This window comes from Henriciella pelagia (assembly GCF_002088945.1).
Classification (GTDB): Bacteria; Pseudomonadota; Alphaproteobacteria; order Caulobacterales; family Hyphomonadaceae; genus Henriciella; species Henriciella pelagia.
In genome coordinates this window covers 283,334-300,090 of the sequence record NZ_NCSU01000006.1, presented here as the reverse complement: position 1 = coordinate 300,090, position 16,757 = coordinate 283,334, and the positions used below count along the sequence as shown (strand labels likewise).

The window sequence follows — 16,757 nt, the reverse complement described above, 5'->3', positions numbered from 1 at the left end:
GTCTTACTTCGTCACGCTGGAGACGACGCCTGCACCGACGGTGCGGCCGCCTTCGCGGATGGCGAAGCGCAGGCCCTGGTCCATGGCAATCGGCGCGATGAGCTCGACTTCCATTTTGACGTTGTCGCCTGGCAGAACCATTTCCTTGTCCGCTGGAAGCTTCACAACACCCGTCACGTCCGTCGTACGGAAGTAGAATTGTGGACGGTAGTTGGTGAAGAATGGCGTGTGACGGCCACCCTCTTCCTTGGTCAGGATGTAGGCTTCTGCCTCGAACGTCGTGTGCGGCGTGATTGAACCTGGCTTACACAGCACCTGGCCACGCTCGACGCCTTCACGGTCGATACCGCGGATCAGCGCGCCGATATTGTCGCCGGCCTGGCCCTGGTCGAGCAGCTTGCGGAACATCTCGACGCCGGTAACCGTCGTCTTCTGCGTGTCGCGGATGCCGACAATCTCGACTTCCTCGCCAACCTTGATGATGCCCTGCTCCACACGGCCGGTCACAACCGTACCGCGGCCGGAGATCGAGAACACGTCCTCGACCGGCATCAGGAACGGCTTGTCCAGCGGACGCTCTGGCGTCGGGATGTACTCGTCGACAGCGGCCATCAGCTCGATGATCTTGTCCTTGCCGATGTTCGCGTCGCGGCCTTCAACAGCGGCCAGCGCAGAACCGGCAACGATCGGAATGTCGTCGCCCGGGAAGTCGTAGGAGGACAGAAGCTCACGAACTTCCATCTCGACGAGCTCGAGAAGCTCTTCATCATCGACCTGGTCGACCTTGTTCAGGAACACAACAAGCGCAGGAACGCCAACCTGGCGGGCCAGCAGGATGTGCTCGCGCGTCTGCGGCATCGGGCCGTCAGCAGCGTTCACAACCAGGATCGCGCCGTCCATCTGCGCCGCACCCGTGATCATGTTCTTCACATAGTCAGCGTGACCCGGGCAGTCGACGTGCGCATAGTGACGGTTCTCAGTCTCATACTCGACGTGCGCGGTGTTGATGGTGATGCCGCGGGCCTTCTCTTCTGGCGCATTGTCGATGTCCGCATAGGACTTCGCCGCACCGCCATAGGTCTCCGCCATCGTCATCGTGATCGCTGCCGTCAACGTCGTCTTGCCGTGGTCAACGTGGCCGATCGTGCCAATGTTCACGTGCGGCTTGTTCCGCTCAAACTTCTCCTTGGCCATGGGGCCTCTCCTTCACTTCAAACTCAAACTTCAGTTCTCGCCCGACGTTGATAGCCCGTCAGGCGTTCAGTGCGGCACTTAGCCTGCCAGGTCCTGGACGATCTTCTGCGCTTCTGCCTTCGGCACTTCAGCATAATGATCGAACTGCATGGTGAACTGGGCACGGCCCTGAGACATGCCGCGCAGGTTGGACACGTAACCGAACATGTTCACCAGCGGCACGAAGGCTCCAATCGCGACGGCATTGCCGCGAGGGCTCGAGCCCTGGATTTGGCCGCGACGGGAGTTCAGGTCGCCAATCACATCGCCCATATATTCTTCAGGCGTGATGACTTCGACCTTCATTACAGGCTCCATCAGCTTCGGATCGCCCGGGCCTTTCAGCTCGCGGAAGGCTGCGCGGGCAGCAATTTCGAAGGCGAGGACAGAGGAGTCAACGTCGTGGAACTTGCCGTCGACGAGAACCGCCTTGAAGTCAGTCACAGGATAGCCAGCCAGAAGACCGTTTTCCTTGGCCTGCTCGAGACCTTTCTGGACGCCCGGAATGTATTCCTTCGGCACCGAACCACCAACGATGGCGCTCTCGAACACGAAACCGGAACCGGCTTCGAGCGGCTCGAACTGGATCTTGACCTCAGCGAACTGACCAGAACCACCCGACTGCTTCTTGTGGGTGTAGTTGATCTCTGCTGCGCGGCCGAGGGCTTCGCGATAGGCAACCTGCGGCTGACCGATATTCGCTTCGACCTTGAATTCGCGCTTCAGGCGGTCAACGAGAATGTCGAGGTGAAGCTCGCCCATGCCCTTCATGATGGTCTGACCGGACTCGATGTCGGTCTCGACGCGGAAGGATGGGTCTTCGGCAGCAAGACGCTGCAGGCCGATGGACATCTTTTCCTGGTCAGCCTTCGACTTCGGCTCGACGGCAATCTCGATAACCGGATCCGGGAAGGTCATGGTTTCGAGAACGACAGGGCTCGACTTGTCGCAAAGCGTGTCGCCCGTCGTGGTTTCCTTGAGACCGGCAAGCGCGATGATGTCGCCGGCAAACGCTTCCTCGATTTCCTCGCGGTTGTTCGAGTGCATCATCATCATCCGACCGATGCGCTCCTGCTTCCCCTTGGTTGAGTTCAGCATCGAGCCACCCTTGTTGATCGTACCGGAATAGATACGAACAAAGGTGAGCGAGCCGACGAACGGATCGTTCATGATCTTGAAGGCGAGGCCGGAGAACGGCTCGGCATCGTCGGCGTGACGCGCAATGTTGCGAACTTCGTCCTCGTCGCCCGGCTTGAAGCCCATATAGGCAGGCACGTCGAGCGGGCCCGGAAGATAGTCGACCACAGCGTTCAGCATCGGCTGGACGCCCTTGTTCTTGAACGCAGAACCAGCGAGCACCGGCACGAATGACATGGAGAGCGTACCCTTGCGGATAAGCTTGCGCAGCGTATCGACATCAGGCTCATTGCCTTCCAGATACGCTTCCATGGCTTCCTCATCCTGCTCGACAGCAATCTCGACGAGCTCGGCACGCATTTCTTCAGCCTTGGCCTTGAGGCTGTCGCGGACGTCCTTGAGAACCCAGCTCGCGCCGAGGTCAGAACCTTCCCACACCCATTCCTTCATGGTGAGCAGGTCGACATGGCCTTCAAGTTCGTTCTCAGCACCGATTGGCAGCTGGATTGGAGCAGGCTGGGCGCCCGTGCGCTCCTTGATCATCTTCACGCAATTGAAGAAGTCCGCGCCGGTCTTGTCCATCTTGTTGACGAACACGATACGCGGGACCTTGTAGCGGTCAGCCTGACGCCAGACAGTCTCGGTCTGAGGCTCAACACCTGCGTTAGCGTCAAGCACACAGACAGCGCCGTCGAGAACAGCCAGCGAACGCTCGACCTCAATGGTGAAGTCAACGTGCCCTGGCGTGTCAATGATGTTGAAGCGGAATTTCGGCGAAAGCGCCGTCTTGCCGTCCTCAGTGCGCTCCCAGAACGTGGTCGTCGCAGCGGAGGTAATCGTGATTCCGCGCTCCTGCTCCTGCTCCATCCAGTCCATGGTTGCAGCGCCGTCATGGACTTCGCCGATCTTGTGGGACTTGCCGGTATAGAACAGGATGCGCTCGGTCGTCGTCGTCTTGCCGGCATCGATGTGCGCCATGATGCCAAAGTTACGATAACGCTCCAGCGGATATTCGCGGGCCATGGGATTACCTTTATTGTCTGGTTCCGGGAGGAACGATGAAAGTGGGATTACCAGCGGTAGTGGGAGAAGGCGCGGTTGGCTTCCGCCATGCGGTGCGTGTCTTCACGCTTCTTCACAGCAGTACCACGGCCTTGCGACGCATCCAGCAGCTCACCAGCGAGACGCTCACGCATCGTGTTTTCATTGCGCGAGCTTGCTGCAGAAGCGAGCCAGCGGATAGCAAGAGCCTGGCGGCGCTCTGGGCGCACCTCGACAGGAACCTGATAGGTCGCACCACCAACGCGGCGCGAGCGCACTTCAACGGAAGGCGAAATGGCTTCAAGGGCCGAGTGGAACACTTCCACAGGGTCTTTCTTGGCCTTTTCCTCGACCAGGTCGAATGCACCATAAACGATACGCTCGGCGGTCGACTTCTTACCGTCCTGCATGATCTGGTTCATGAACTTGGTGATGATGATGTCTTTGAACTTCGGATCCGGAAGGACCTGGCGTTTCTCAGCGCGGTGACGACGTGACATGACTGGCAGCCCTTATTTCGGTTTCTTCACGCCGTAATGCGAACGGCGTTGCTTACGGTTCTTGACGCCCTGGGTATCGAGGACACCACGCAGGATGTGATAGCGCACACCCGGAAGGTCCTTCACACGACCGCCGCGAATGAGCACGACGGAGTGCTCCTGCAGGTTATGGCCTTCGCCCGGAATATAGCACAGCGATTCAAACCCGGTGGTCAGGCGGACCTTGGCCACTTTACGAAGGGCCGAGTTCGGCTTCTTCGGCGTCGTTGTATAGACGCGCGTGCAGACGCCACGGCGTTGCGGATTGCCTTTGAGGGCGGGGGTCTTGGACCGCGCGGGCTTTGGCTTGCGCGGGTTGCGGATCAGCTGTTGAATCGTGGGCATGAGGGCCTTTTGACTTCTTTCTCTCGTGGCCCCATCGGACCAGTTCAAACCAAGATAGCCCGGTTGGGCCACGAATTGACCCACCGGACCATCAATTCCGTACTATGCCAGCCTTGCGGCACCCAATTCCGGGCCGCGGGAACCGACCGCGAAGATCGGCTCAGCCAGCGTTCGGCGCGTGTTAAGACCCTGCGACCTTCACGTCAAGTGTCCTCGACGGTGACGGCTGCGATCAAGGCCTCTCCAGCTGCAACTACTCTGCTGCGTCAGGCGCTGGCAGAGCGGCTGCGGCCTCCTCGGCGGCCTGACGACGCTTCGCACGGAGCTTGGCGTCGCGCTGACCGGCGATGCGGCGGAAGTTCCGCATGCCACCGCCCGTACCAGCCGGAATGAGCCGGCCGACGATGACGTTCTCCTTGAGGCCTTCCAGCGTGTCCATCTTGCCCTGCAGGGCGGCTTCGGTGAGCACGCGGGTCGTTTCCTGGAAGGAAGCTGCCGAAATGAAGCTGCGGGTCTGCAGCGATGCCTTGGTGATACCAAGCAGCACCGGAACGCCCGTTGCCTCGCGCTGATCCTGCTTGCGGGACCGGCGAACGGCCGCATTGGCCTCTTCCAGTTCCAGCAGGTCGACATGTTCGCCCTTGAGGAGGGTCGTCGTGCCAGGATCGGTGATCTCGATCTTCTGCAGCATCTGGCGAACGATCACCTCGATGTGCTTGTCGTTGATCGGCACGCCTTGCAGGCGGTACACTTTCTGGACTTCATCGACGAGGTAATCAGCCAGCGCTTCGATACCGAGCGAGCTCAGAATGTCCTGAGGCGCCGGGTTACCGTCCACGAGGTATTCACCGCGGCGGATGAAGTCACCATCCTGGAACGAAATGCGCTTGTTTTTCGGAACGAGGTAATCGACCGCTTCGGCACCCTCTTCTTCCGGAATGATCGCGATCTTCCGCTTGTTCTTGTAGTCGCGCAGATAGGACACGCGGCCATCAATATCAGCGATGACAGCATTGTCCTTCGGACGACGCGCTTCGAAGAGTTCGGCCACGCGTGGCAGACCACCCGTAATGTCCTTGGTCTTCGCACCGCCGGTTGCGGTCCGCGCAAGGCTGTCACCCGCCCCGATTTCGTCGCCGTCATTGACAGAGAGAATGGCACCTGGCGAAAGCAGGTAGCGGGCCTCTGTACCATTCGGCAGGGTCTTGGCTTCGCCCTTCTCATCAACGATGAGAACGGATGGGCGCAAATCATTACCCTTGCTGCCGCGATAATCGACGATCACGCGGGATGAGATGCCCGTTGCTTCGTCGGTCTCGTCGCGAGCCGTCATGCCATCGACCACGTCGATAAGCTTGGCGACACCCGGAATTTCCGAGACGAGCGGCTGCGCGAACGGATCCCAGTCAGCAAGCTTGTCGCCCGGCTTGACCTTGGCACCGTCCTTGACGTGCAGGCGCGTACCGTAACCAGGCTTGAAGGTCTGGCGGGTGCGGCCGTCAGCATCGACCACCGAGACTGCCATCTGGCGACCGACGACCACCAGGGTCTTGTCCGTCTTGGTGACCGTTTCGCCATTGTCGAACTTGATCTTGCCTTCGAACGCCGCCTCGACGGAGCTTTCTTCAGCAACCGTTGCAGCACCACCGATGTGGAAGGTCCGCATGGTCAGCTGCGTGCCCGGCTCACCGATCGACTGAGCCGCGATGACGCCGATCGCTTCGCCGCGATTGACGATCGTACCGCGAGCCAGGTCACGGCCGTAACATGCGACACAGACACCGATCTTGGTTTCACAGGTCAGCGGCGAGCGAACCTTGACCTCATCTACGCCAGCTTCCTCAATGGCGAGCGCAAGCGCTTCGTCAACATAGGTATTGGCCGGGCAGATAAGTTCTTCCGTTTTCGGGTTCTTGACGTCTTCGCCAACGGTCCGGCCAAGGATACGCTCAGACAGCGGCACGACCACGTCTGCACCTTCCATGACCGCTCCGATCTGGATGCCCTTGTCGGTTCCGCAATCGTCTTCGTTGACGATACAATCCTGGGCAACATCAACGAGGCGGCGGGTCAGGTAACCGGAGTTCGCCGTCTTCAGAGCCGTATCGGCAAGACCCTTACGAGCGCCGTGGGTCGAGTTAAAGTACTCAAGGACGGTCAGGCCTTCCTTGAAGTTCGACACGATCGGCGTCTCGATGATCTCGCCCGATGGCTTGGCCATCAGGCCGCGCATGCCAGCAAGCTGCTTCATCTGGTTCTTCGAACCACGTGCACCGGAGTGGGCCATCATGAAGACGGAATTCGTCTCTTCCATGCGGCCGGTCTTCTTGTCGATGGCAGCTTCACCGGCTGCATCCATCATCGCATCGGCAACTTTGTCAGTACAGGTCGACCAGGCGTCGACCACCTTGTTGTACTTCTCACCGCGAGTGATGAGACCTTCCGCATACTGACGCTCATATTCGGACACCTGCTCGCGGGTCTCTTCAACCAGCTTGGCTTTCGCCGCAGGGATCTTCATGTCGTCCTTGCCGAAGGAAATGCCGGCCTTGCACGCTTCGCGGAAACCGAGACCCATCAGTTGGTCACAGAAGATGACCGTCGCCTTCTGGCCGCAGTTCCGGTAGACCTCGTCGATCAGTTTCGAGATGGCCTTCTTGGTCATCAGGTCGTTGACGACTTCAGGTCGCATGCCCTTCATCTTTGGCAGGAGCGAAGCGATCATGTAGCGGCCCGGCGTCGTATCGATGACGCGAACCTCTTCATTGCCTTCTTCGTCGACGCCTTCGAAGCGCGCCTTTATCTTGGCGTGTAGCGAGAGTTTGCCGCTGTTGAGGGCGTGCTCAAGCTCGGCAACGTCGGAAATCGCCATGCCTTCGCCTGGCTCATTGTCCTTGTCGAGCGACAGGTAATAGAGGCCGAGAATGATGTCCTGCGATGGAACGATGATCGGCTTGCCATTGGCCGGCGAGAGGATGTTATTCGTCGACATCATCAGTACGCGCGCTTCCAGCTGGGCTTCCAGTGAAAGCGGGACGTGAACGGCCATCTGGTCACCGTCGAAGTCAGCGTTGAACGCTGCACAGACGAGCGGGTGAAGCTGGATCGCCTTGCCTTCGATGAGTTTCGGCTCGAACGCCTGGATACCAAGGCGGTGAAGCGTTGGCGCGCGGTTCAGGAGAACCGGGTGCTCGCGAATGACTTCTTCGAGGATATCCCAGACTTCGGGCTTTTCTTTCTCGACGAGCTTCTTCGCAGCCTTCACCGTGCCGGCGAGACCTTTTGCATCGAGGCGCGCATAGATGAACGGCTTGAACAGCTCGAGCGCCATCTTCTTCGGAAGGCCGCACTCATGCAGCTTCATGTTTGGGCCAACGACGATGACCGAACGGCCCGAATAGTCGACGCGCTTGCCGAGCAAGTTCTGGCGGAAGCGGCCATGCTTACCCTTCAGCATGTCAGAGAGCGACTTCAGCGGACGCTTGTTGGTGCCGGTGATCGTGCGGCCACGGCGGCCATTGTCGAACAGGGCATCAACCGACTCTTGAAGCATGCGCTTCTCGTTCCGGATGATGATGTCCGGCGCGCGAAGTTCCATAAGGCGCTTCAGGCGGTTGTTCCGGTTGATCACACGGCGATAGAGGTCGTTAAGGTCAGAGGTCGCAAAGCGACCACCATCCAGCGGGACAAGCGGACGAAGATCCGGCGGGATGACCGGAACAATCGTCATGATCATCCATTCTGGCTTGGCGCCGGATGCGAGGAAGGCCTCAACGACTTTCAGACGCTTGGAGTACTTCTTGGTTTTCAGCTCGGAGGTGGACTCGGCCAGATCGTCGCGTAGCTGGTCAGCCAGCGTTTCCAGGTCGAGGGCACGAAGCAGTTCGCGGATGGCCTCAGCACCGATCATGGCGGTGAAAGCATCTTCGCCGTGCTCGTCCTGAGCTTCCATATACTCCTCTTCAGTGAGGAGCTGGTTCGGCTCGAGCGGCGTCAGGCCTGGCTCGATGACGACATAGCTTTCGAAGTAGAGCACGCGCTCGACTTCCTTAAGCGCCATGTCGAGAAGGGTCGAAATCCGGGACGGAAGCGATTTCAGGAACCAGATATGCGCAACAGGCGCAGCAAGGTCGATGTGCCCCATGCGCTCGCGGCGAACCTTTGCGAGGGTGACTTCAACGCCGCACTTCTCACAGACAATGCCGCGATATTTGATGCGCTTATATTTACCGCACAGACACTCATAGTCCTTGATCGGGCCAAAGATGCGGGCACAGAACAGGCCTTCACGCTCTGGCTTGAAGGTCCGGTAATTGATGGTTTCCGGCTTCTTGATTTCGCCGGACGACCAGGACCGGATCTTGTCCGGGCTGGCAATGGAAATCTTGATCGCCTCAAAGCTTGGGGCTGGGGCGTTATTGTTGAAGATGCTGGCGACGTCTTGGCGCATATTTTCCGCTCCTCGGGAGGGGTGCGACCGGGCCAGGCCCGGTCTGGATAAAAATCAGTTCAACTCGACTTGGTTCACCTGCGGCGGCCTATTCGGCCGCCACTGGCGCATCATCGTCATCCTCATTGGCTTCGATCAGCTCGACGTTGAGGCCGAGTGAGCGCATTTCCTTGATCAGGACGTTGAAGCTTTCCGGAATACCGGCCTCGAAGGTGTCATCACCGCGTACGATTGCTTCATAGACTTTCGCACGACCAGCAGTGTCATCCGACTTGACGGTCAGCATTTCCTGCAGCGTGTAGGCAGCGCCATACGCTTCCAGGGCCCAGACTTCCATTTCGCCGAAGCGCTGGCCACCAAACTGGGCCTTGCCGCCCAGCGGTTGCTGCGTAACGAGCGAGTATGGACCGGTCGAACGGGCGTGGATCTTCTCGTCCACCAGGTGGTGGAGCTTGAGCAGATACTTGTAGCCCACAGTGACCGGACGCTTGAAGGCTTCACCGGTACGGCCATCATACAACGTCACCTGACCGGAAGAGTGCAACCCTGCCCGCTCCAGCATTTCGACGATGTCGCTTTCACGCGCACCATCGAAAACCGGCGTCGCAATCGGAACACCATTGCCGAGGTTGGACGCCAGTTCCACGATCTCGTCGTCGGTTTCCGGAATCTCTTCTTCCTGGCCGTAGACCATCTGAACAGTCTCGCGCAGCGCCTTGGTGTCATGGTTCTCGTGCCACTCATCCAGAGCGTTCTGGACGATGCGACCAAGACCGTTGGAGGCCCAGCCCATATGGGTTTCGAGAATCTGGCCAACGTTCATCCGTGACGGCACGCCGAGCGGATTGAGCACGATGTCGACAGGCGTGCCATCTTCCAGGAATGGCATGTCTTCAGCCGGGTTGATCTTGGAAATCACACCCTTGTTGCCGTGTCGGCCAGCCATCTTGTCGCCCGGCTGAAGCTTGCGCTTCACGGCCAGGAAGACCTTGACAACCTTCATCACGCCCGGCGGCAGGTCGTCGCCGCGCTGGACCTTGTCGACCTTGTCATTGAAACGAGCTTCGAGCTCACGCAGCGACTCTTCGAAACGGCTCTGAAGCTGGTCGAGCTCGCCTTGGGCTTTCTCGGACTTCAGGGCGATGTCCCACCAGAGAGACTCGCGGATTTCCTCCAGCGACGCTTCGGTGATCTTGCCGGTCTTGAAGCCTTTCGGGCCAGCCGCAGCTTCCTTGCCGACGAGCAGTTCCTTCAGACGCGCAAACGTGTTGCGCTCAAGGATATTCTGTTCGTCTTCCTTATCTTCCTGAAGCTGCTCAATCTGCTCACGCTCGATCTGGAGCGCGCGCTGGTCCTTGTCGATGCCGTGACGGTTGAAGACGCGGACTTCGACGACCGTGCCAGCGCCGCCCGGAGGAACACGCAGGGAGGTGTCACGAACGTCAGACGCCTTTTCACCGAAGATGGCGCGGAGGAGCTTCTCTTCCGGCGTCATCGGGCTCTCACCTTTCGGCGTGACCTTGCCGACGAGAATGTCACCAGCCTTCACTTCGGCACCAACAGCCACAATACCGGCTTCGTCGAGGTTACGAAGGGCTTCCTCGCCGACGTTCGGAATGTCGCGGGTGATCTCTTCCGGGCCGAGCTTGGTATCGCGAGCCGCAATCTCGTACTCTTCGAGGTGGATTGACGTGAAGACGTCGTCTTTCACAATGCGCTCGGAGATCAGGATAGAGTCTTCGAAGTTGTAGCCGTTCCACGGCATGAATGCGACGAGCACGTTGCGACCAAGCGCCAGCTCACCAAGATCGGTGGACGGGCCGTCCGCAATGATGTCATTCGCTTTCACTTCATCGCCCACGCGCACGATGGGGCGCTGATTGATGCACGAATTCTGGTTCGAACGACGGAACTTGGACAGGCGATAGATATCGACGCCTGACTTGGCCGAGTCGATGTCTTCGGTTGCCCGAACCACGATACGGGTCGCGTCGACCTGTTCAACCACGCCGGAACGGCGAGCCACGACAGCCGCGCGGCTGTCGCGCGCCACAACAGCTTCCATGCCGGTACCGACAAATGGCGCTTCGGAGCGAACGAGCGGCACTGCCTGGCGCTGCATGTTCGACCCCATCAGGGCGCGGTTGGCGTCGTCGTTTTCAAGGAACGGAATGAGAGCTGCAGCCACCGAAACAACCTGCTTCGGCGACACATCCATATATTCCACCTCTTCGCGCGGAACGAGCGTCGCTTCGCCGTTGACGCGGGCGTTGACGAACTCGTTCTCAAGCTCGCCATTGTCGTTGACCGTGGCATTGGCCTGAGCGATCGCATAGCGGTGCTCTTCCATCGCCGACAGGTAGACCACCTCAGTCGTCAGCTTACCCTTTTCCACCTTGCGGTATGGACTTTCAATGAAACCATACTTGTTCACACGTGCATGGGTTGCGAGCGAGTTGATCAGCCCGATGTTCGGGCCTTCCGGCGTCTCAATCGGGCAGATCCGGCCATAATGGGTCGGGTGAACGTCGCGCACTTCGAAGCCTGCGCGCTCACGGGTGAGACCGCCCGGGCCAAGTGCCGAAAGGCGACGCTTGTGCGTGATTTCCGAAAGCGGGTTCGTCTGGTCCATGAACTGAGACAGCTGAGAGGAACCGAAGAATTCGCGGACGGATGCCACAACCGGTTTCGCATTGATCAGGTCATGCGGCATGACCGTGTCGATATCGACAGACGACATACGCTCCTTGATCGCGCGCTCCATGCGCACGAGACCAATGCGGTAATTGTTCTCCATCAGCTCGCCGACCGAGCGGACCCGGCGGTTACCGAGATTGTCGATATCATCGACCTCGCCCTTGCCATCCTTCAGGTCGAGAATAACCTTCATGACGCCGACAATGTCATCCTTGCGCAGGATGCGCACATCGTCCGCAGCGGGCTCATAGCCGTCCAGCGCCATGTTGAGGCGCATGTTCATCTTCACGCGGCCGACCGCGGAAAGATCGTAGCGCTCGCTATCGAAGAAGAGCTGACCAAACAGCGCTTCTGCAGCTTCCTGGGTGGGTGGCTCACCAGGACGCATGACGCGATAGATGTCAGACAGCGCCTCGAAGCGCGTCTCGTTCTTGTCAGCTTTCAGCGTGTTGCGCAGCCATGGACCACGATCGCCGCCGTCAATGTTGAGAACTTCAATTGACTTCTGGCCCTGCTCGCGCAGCTCGGCAACGAGCTCCTCTTCAAGCAGGTCACCGGCTTCGCCGTAAATCTCACCCGTCTCGCGGTTGACGATATCACGGCCAAGGAACTTGCCCTCGAGAGCGGTCGAAGGAACGAGAAGCTCGTCCGTACCGCCCTCAGCAATGCGCTTGGCAGCGAGCGCTGTAATCTTGCGGCCTGCCGGCGCCACGACCTTGCCAGTTTTCGCGTCAACAAGATCGAAGTCCGGCTTCTGGCCCTTCCAGGACTCAGCGCGGTACCCGATGATCCAGCCCTTCTTGTCAAGTCGGTAAACCGAACGAGTATAGAAGAGATCGATAATCTCGTCGGTGTCATAGCCAAGCGCATAGAGCATCGTCGTCGCCGGCAGCTTGCGCTTGCGGTCGACACGGATGTTCAGGATGTCCTTTGCGTCGAACTCGAAGTCGAGCCAGGAGCCACGGTAAGGGATGATCCGGGCCGCGAAGAGCAGCTTGCCGGATGAGTGGGTCTTGCCACGGTCGTGGTCGAAGAAGACACCCGGTGAACGGTGCATCTGGGAAACGATGACGCGCTCGGTGCCGTTCACGATGAACGTACCCTTGTCGGTCATCAGCGGGATGTCACCGAGATAGACTTCCTGTTCCTTGACTTCCTTGATGGATTTGGCGCCCGTGTCTTCATCGATATCAAAGACGACCAGCTGCAGCCGCACTTTCAGCGGCGCTGCGTAGGTCAGGTCACGCTGCATGCACTCCTGAACATCAAATTTGGGGGGTTCGAATTCGTAAGAGACATATTCGAGAGTTGCGCGTTCGTTGAAGTCAACGATTGGGAAGACGCTTTTAAAGACACCGCCGAGGCCATCATCCGTCCGCTCCGCGAGCGGCGTGTTCATTTGCAGGAATTGCTCGTAGGAGGAGCGCTGCACTTCGATGAGGTTTGGCATGTCGATGGCTTCGGGAATACGACCGAAGGATTTGCGGATACGTTTTTTTTCCGTGAAAGAAAGAGCCATCTTTAGTTCCGTTTCTTGCTGCTGGACCTCTTGTTCAACAGAGGCCTCAGGCAGCTTGCCACCTGAAACGCGAGCACGCGGCAGGACCAGAAAGGTCCCGCCGCGCATTTAATCTACTGAAATCGCGCCTCGCGCAGACACGATTTCGTGAAAGCAAGCCAGACGGCTTACTTGATTTCGACCTTGGCGCCGGCTTCTTCGAACTTCTTCTTGAGCTCTTCAGCCTCGTCCTTGGACACGCCTTCCTTGATCGGCTTCGGAGCACTCTCGACGAGGTCCTTGGCTTCTTTCAGGCCAAGACCGGACACGACTTCGCGCACGACCTTGATGACGTTGATTTTCTTGTCGCCGCCATCCACGAGGACAACGTCGAATTCGTCTTTCTCTTCAGCTGCCGCGCCGGCGTCGCCGCCGCCTGCAGGACCAGCAACAGCAACAGCTGCAGCGGCTTTGATGCCACGCTCTTCGAGGTAATCATTGAGCTCTTTGGCTTCGAGAATGGTGAGACCGAGAAGTTCGTCACCGAGTTTTGCAATATCTGCCATTTGTCTGTTCGACTTTCTTTAGAGGTTCTGAGGTGTTCTGGTTTTGCGTTCAGTGTCTGACCTAGGCTGCTGCCTGTTCGCCAATGACGTTGATCGCACCCGCAAGCTGAGAACCAGGCGCTGTAACGCGCTGGGCAATCTGGCTTGCCTGACCCGTGAGGCGGGCCACAACAGTTGCAATCAGCTCTTCGCGCGATGGCAGCTTCGAGAGTGCTTCCACACCCGATGCGTCCATTGCCTCATCGCCCATGATGGCACCGATGAGTTTGAGCTTGTCATTGTCTTTGGCAAATTCGGTGGTCGCTTTTGCAGGGACCGTTGGGTCTTCTGCGTAGGCGATGGCCACCTGGCCTTTGAAAAGGTCCGCCGCCGCATCGCCGCCCTTGCCACCGAGGGCAATCTTGGCAATCCGGTTCTTGACCACTTTGAGCTTCCCGCCATGCTCACCGAGCTTGGCACGAAGCCCCGTCATCTCCGCAACGCTCAAACCGGTATAATGCGTGACGATCACTGCACCGGAGGTCTCGAAAACACCTTCGAGTTCCGCGAGCGCCGCCTGCTTTCCAGCTTTATCCATTACGGTACTCCAGTAAAAGGCGTCCGGCCCATCCGGGCGCCCGGGAAATCGCCTTCAACGACCGACGGCCGCCTCCAGCGCCTGCCCAGGGCCTGACGAAGTCGAACAACCAGAACATGATCTGGTCACCTCGATAGTCGCCTACCCCGTCTATCATGGGATTTCTGCACCTTGCGGCACCACCCATGGTCTTGGACAGGAAAACGGGAGTTCCCCGAAACCAATTCGGCGACCTCCCGTCGAGCCGAGCCTGTTAACGCGGAAATTAACGAGCCGCAACCCCTCGACGGCAGAAAATGTCATCGCCGCTAGGCTTGGTTGCCTGCTTTGTGACGAAGATAGTTCGGAGTCTTCAAAAAAGCAATCGCCCGGGCCTTTGGGGCCCGGGCAACCACAGTGTTTCAGTCTTGGAAGGCCTAGTCGGCGGCAATCGCCTCGGCGGTGTCAACCTGGACACCCGGGCCCATTGTGGACGACACTGCGACCTTCTTCACATAGGTACCCTTGGCGCCGGACGGACGCGCCTTGACCAGCGCCGCGATGAAGGCCTTCAAGTTCTTTTCCAGCGCATCTTCGGTGAAGCTCGCCTTGCCGATACCGGCATGGACGATGCCCATCTTCTCGACGCGGAATTCGACGGAACCACCCTTGGCATCCTTGACGGCCTGGCCGACATTCGGTGTGACCGTTCCAACTTTCGGGTTCGGCATCAGGCCGCGCGGGCCGAGAACCTTACCGAGACGGCCAACGATGGCCATCATGTCAGGGGTCGCAATGACGCGGTCGAAGTCCATCTTGCCATTCTGGATCTCTTCCATGAGATCTTCAGCGCCGACGAAATCTGCGCCAGCCTTCTTGGCTTCTTCGGCTTTCGCGTCGCGGGCGAACACAGCAACGCGGACATCCTTGCCAGTGCCCGATGGCAGCGAGACCATGCCGCGAACCATCTGGTCAGCATATTTCGGATCAACGCCGAGATTGACGGCAATTTCGATGGTTTCATCGAATTTGGACGTCGCATTGGACTTTACCAGCTTGATCGCCTCGGACACGCCATAGGCCTTTTCGGCTTCGACGGTTTCAGCGGCTGAACGATATCTTTTTCCGTGTGCCATCTGTCTTAACCCACCACATCGAGACCCATGGAGCGCGCGGAGCCTTTGATGATCTCCGTGGCTGCATCGAGGTCGTTAGCATTCAGGTCCGGCATCTTGATCTCAGCAATCTCACGGCACTGTTTTTCGGTGACCTTGCCGGCCACATCCTTGCCAGGATGCTTTGCGCCGGAATTCGGCTTGCCGATCTTGAGGCCAGCGGCCTTCTTCAGAAGCACGCTAGCAGGCGGCGTCTTGGTGACAAAGGTAAAGGACTTGTCCTGATAGTAGTCGATCACAACCGGGATCGGCAGGCCCTTCTCCATCTTCTCGGTCTTCGCGTTGAAGGCCTTACAGAATTCCATGATGTTGATGCCGCGCTGACCGAGCGCCGGACCAACAGGAGGAGACGGGTTGGCCGCACCGGCCGGAATCTGGAGCTTGAGTTGCCCCAGGAGTTTCTTCGCCATGATGTCCTCTCTGGCTTATCTCGGGCCGGTGGTCTTTCGATCCGGCCGCCGTTCAATTGAGGTCCCGTGGTACAGCCCGGCAATGGTCTTGCTTCACCGGCACTTCCCACAGGAAGTCCGCCCCATAAGGAGCGAAGCGCGGCATACACACGAAAAGACCCGGCAGGTCAAGCCCACCGGGTCAGTTCGAACTGATTGCAGTCCGCAGGATCAATAGCCCTTTTGCTGGATGTACTGGCGAATCTGTTCGCGCCGGTATTGCGGGTTCGGGTGGGTCGACAGGAAGTCCGCTGTCCGCTGCCCGCCTGCCGCTTCCATCACTTCCCAGAGACGGACCGCCGCATCGGCGTCATAACCAGCACCGTGCATGTAATCCACACCGCGCAGGTCGGCCTCTAGCTCTGCATTGCGGCTGTATGGCAGGACCACGCCCAGGTTGGCTGCGACACTGCCGAGCGCGCTGACCTGATCGGCGCTAACGGCACCATTCGAACCGCCGGCCAATACGCTGCCGCCGATCTGCACCGCTGCTGATGCTGCAGCGGCCCGCGTCGCGCGCTGATTGGCATGGCGGTAAATGGCGTGCGCAACTTCGTGACCGAGTACAGCGGCGAGTTGGTCATCATTCTCGACGATGTTGAGCAAACCCGTGTAAACGCCGACCCGGTTTCCCGGCATCACGAAAGCGTTCACCTGATCTGAATCAAACACCTGGACGTCCCAGGCTTCGCCTGCCTTTGGCGTTGCCGCCGCGACACGCTTCCAGACCCGCTGGACACGCTGATACTGCGCGCCAGAGCTGAGTGTCGGGGTTTCGGTTTTCAACTCCTGCCAGGCCTGCGCAGACAGTTGCGAAAGCTGATCATCGCTATAGGCCGCAAATTGCGTTTCGCCGGTATACGGGTTGGTCGTACAGCTCGCACCGGCCAGCAGGACACCGCCAATCGCAGCCGCTGCAATTATCGCTTTAGCCACACCACTCCTGGGGCCGGACAGGCTCACCTTCGTCGATGATTGCACCGTATCGTCTGCTATTCTGGTGAATTTTGGCATCTGCCGCCTCCGCTTGGAAAAGTGTTCGTCTGCCAGCATTAACCACCTAACCGGCAT

The 16,757-nt window shown here is 58.9% G+C and carries 11 protein-coding genes; all 11 read right to left on the bottom strand.

Features of this window, described 5'->3' with window-relative positions; translation table 11 throughout:
* Window positions 1-3: 3 nt before the first annotated feature.
* Window positions 4-1,194, bottom strand: coding sequence for an elongation factor Tu (tuf, locus tag B8746_RS02545; RefSeq protein ID WP_084391653.1), 1,191 nt, complete (start codon window positions 1,192-1,194; stop codon window positions 4-6).
* Between the two features lie 78 nt (window positions 1,195-1,272).
* A complete protein-coding gene (gene fusA / locus B8746_RS02540) occupies window positions 1,273-3,393 on the bottom strand; it encodes an elongation factor G (RefSeq protein ID WP_084391652.1) in 2,121 nt (706 codons plus the stop codon).
* A gap of 47 nt (window positions 3,394-3,440) precedes the next feature.
* On the bottom strand, window positions 3,441-3,911 hold the full coding sequence (rpsG, locus tag B8746_RS02535; protein WP_084391651.1) for a 30S ribosomal protein S7: 471 nt from the start codon (window positions 3,909-3,911) through the stop codon (window positions 3,441-3,443).
* 12 nt (window positions 3,912-3,923) lie between these two features.
* A complete protein-coding gene (gene rpsL / locus B8746_RS02530; RefSeq protein ID WP_018146782.1) occupies window positions 3,924-4,295 on the bottom strand; it encodes a 30S ribosomal protein S12 in 372 nt (123 codons plus the stop codon).
* A gap of 253 nt (window positions 4,296-4,548) precedes the next feature.
* Window positions 4,549-8,745 carry a DNA-directed RNA polymerase subunit beta' gene (gene rpoC / locus B8746_RS02525; protein WP_084391650.1) on the bottom strand — a complete coding sequence of 1,399 codons (4,197 nt, stop codon included), beginning with the start codon at window positions 8,743-8,745 and terminating at the stop codon, window positions 4,549-4,551.
* Window positions 8,746-8,833: 88 nt separating this feature from the next.
* Entirely contained in the window at window positions 8,834-12,961 is a 4,128-nt protein-coding gene (gene rpoB / locus B8746_RS02520; protein WP_084391677.1) for a DNA-directed RNA polymerase subunit beta, read from the bottom strand.
* Window positions 12,962-13,128: 167 nt separating this feature from the next.
* Window positions 13,129-13,506, bottom strand: a complete 378-nt coding sequence (gene rplL / locus B8746_RS02515; RefSeq protein ID WP_084391649.1) for a 50S ribosomal protein L7/L12 — start codon at window positions 13,504-13,506, stop codon at window positions 13,129-13,131.
* Between the two features lie 61 nt (window positions 13,507-13,567).
* On the bottom strand, window positions 13,568-14,083 hold the full coding sequence (rplJ, locus tag B8746_RS02510) for a 50S ribosomal protein L10 (protein ID WP_084391648.1): 516 nt from the start codon (window positions 14,081-14,083) through the stop codon (window positions 13,568-13,570).
* Between the two features lie 416 nt (window positions 14,084-14,499).
* Window positions 14,500-15,198, bottom strand: coding sequence for a 50S ribosomal protein L1 (rplA, locus tag B8746_RS02505; RefSeq protein ID WP_084391647.1), 699 nt, complete (start codon window positions 15,196-15,198; stop codon window positions 14,500-14,502).
* Window positions 15,199-15,203: 5 nt separating this feature from the next.
* Entirely contained in the window at window positions 15,204-15,647 is a 444-nt protein-coding gene (rplK, locus tag B8746_RS02500) for a 50S ribosomal protein L11 (RefSeq protein ID WP_084391646.1), read from the bottom strand.
* A gap of 210 nt (window positions 15,648-15,857) precedes the next feature.
* On the bottom strand, window positions 15,858-16,700 hold the full coding sequence (locus tag B8746_RS02495; RefSeq protein WP_158084518.1) for a M48 family metallopeptidase: 843 nt from the start codon (window positions 16,698-16,700) through the stop codon (window positions 15,858-15,860).
* Window positions 16,701-16,757 lie beyond the last annotated feature (57 nt).

Bases quoted from the DNA above. Each gene is read 5' to 3' on its own strand.
- B8746_RS02495 (WP_158084518.1), bottom strand. From the start codon at position 16,700: ATGCCAAAATTCACCAGAATAGCAGACGATACGGTGCAATCATCGACG.
- rpoC (WP_084391650.1), bottom strand. From the start codon at position 8,745: ATGCGCCAAGACGTCGCCAGCATCTTCAACAATAACGCCCCAGCCCCA.
- tuf (WP_084391653.1), bottom strand. From the start codon at position 1,194: ATGGCCAAGGAGAAGTTTGAGCGGAACAAGCCGCACGTGAACATTGGC.
- rpsL (WP_018146782.1), bottom strand. From the start codon at position 4,295: ATGCCCACGATTCAACAGCTGATCCGCAACCCGCGCAAGCCAAAGCCC.
- rplL (WP_084391649.1), bottom strand. From the start codon at position 13,506: ATGGCAGATATTGCAAAACTCGGTGACGAACTTCTCGGTCTCACCATT.
- fusA (WP_084391652.1), bottom strand. From the start codon at position 3,393: ATGGCCCGCGAATATCCGCTGGAGCGTTATCGTAACTTTGGCATCATG.
- rpsG (WP_084391651.1), bottom strand. From the start codon at position 3,911: ATGTCACGTCGTCACCGCGCTGAGAAACGCCAGGTCCTTCCGGATCCG.
- rplJ (WP_084391648.1), bottom strand. From the start codon at position 14,083: ATGGATAAAGCTGGAAAGCAGGCGGCGCTCGCGGAACTCGAAGGTGTT.
- rplA (WP_084391647.1), bottom strand. From the start codon at position 15,198: ATGGCACACGGAAAAAGATATCGTTCAGCCGCTGAAACCGTCGAAGCC.
- rplK (WP_084391646.1), bottom strand. From the start codon at position 15,647: ATGGCGAAGAAACTCCTGGGGCAACTCAAGCTCCAGATTCCGGCCGGT.
- rpoB (WP_084391677.1), bottom strand. From the start codon at position 12,961: ATGGCTCTTTCTTTCACGGAAAAAAAACGTATCCGCAAATCCTTCGGT.